The organism is Methylobacterium sp. E-046, from assembly GCF_022829625.1.
GTDB lineage: Bacteria > Pseudomonadota > Alphaproteobacteria > Rhizobiales > Beijerinckiaceae > Methylobacterium > Methylobacterium longum.
Genome location: NZ_JAKSYP010000059.1, coordinates 1 through 1,016 on the forward strand (window position 1 = coordinate 1; position 1,016 = coordinate 1,016).

General features: G+C 69.7%; 1 protein-coding gene. It reads right to left on the bottom strand.

The genetic code is table 11. The features are described from left to right. Window positions 1-1,016, bottom strand: a 1,016-nt coding sequence (locus MKK82_RS03635) for a methyl-accepting chemotaxis protein (RefSeq protein WP_243984669.1), incomplete at both ends; no start/stop codon positions are given.

Genomic DNA, 1,016 nt, shown 5'->3' on the forward strand with positions numbered 1-1,016 from the left:
CGAGCCGATCGCGCCCACAGCCTCGCGCGTAGCCGCCTGCGTCGCGCTGATCTGCCCGCGGATCTGATCCGTCGCCTTCGCGGTCTGCTCGGCCAGGGCCTTCACCTCGGAAGCCACGACCGCGAAGCCCTTGCCGGCCGCACCCGCGCGGGCCGCCTCGATGGTGGCGTTGAGCGCCAGCAGGTTGGTCTGCGCGGCGATGCCCTGGATCATGCTCACGACCTCGCCGATCTGCGTCGCCTGCCCGCTCAGGCCCTCGACGATGACCCCGGTGTGCCGCGCCTGCTCGACGGCCTCGCCGGCCATGCGTGCGGCGTGGCTGACCTGCTGGCTGATCTCGCCGACCGAGGCCGACAGCTCCTCCGCGCCCGAGGCCACGCACTGGATGTCGTTCGAGACCTGACCGACAGTCCCGGCCGCCTCGGCGGTCCGCCGGGTTACGTCCTCGACCGCGGTTCCGATCGCGTCGAGGTCGGCGCCGATCGTGCGCTGCGCCGTGGCCCGGCGCTGGCGGTCCTGCATCTGCGCGGTGATGTCGGCGGCGAACTTCACCACCTTGAGCACCGTGCCGTCGGCGTCGGTGATCGGGTTGTAGGTCCCCTGGATCCAGACTTCGCGACCGCCCCGGGCGATGCGCCGGAACTCGCCCGCGGAGAAAATGCCTTGGCCGAGCTTCGTCCAGAACTCGCGGTAGGCTGCTCCCTTCTGCTCGTCCGCATCCACGAACAGGCTGTGATGTCGGCCGACGATCTCGTCGAGGCGGTATCCGACTGCGTCGAGGAAGTTCTGGTTGGCCTCCAGGATCGTGCCGGTCGGATCGAAAGCGATCACCGCCTGCGAGCGGTGTAGGGCGGCAATCTGACCATCGAGATCGAGCATGCGCTGCTTCTGCGCGGTGATGTCGGCGGCGAACTTGACGACCTTCACGACCCGTCCGGCGCGGTCCAGCACCGGGTTGTAGCTCGCCTGGATCCAGACGGTCCGCCCGCCCTTGGCGACGCGCTTGAACTCGGCGG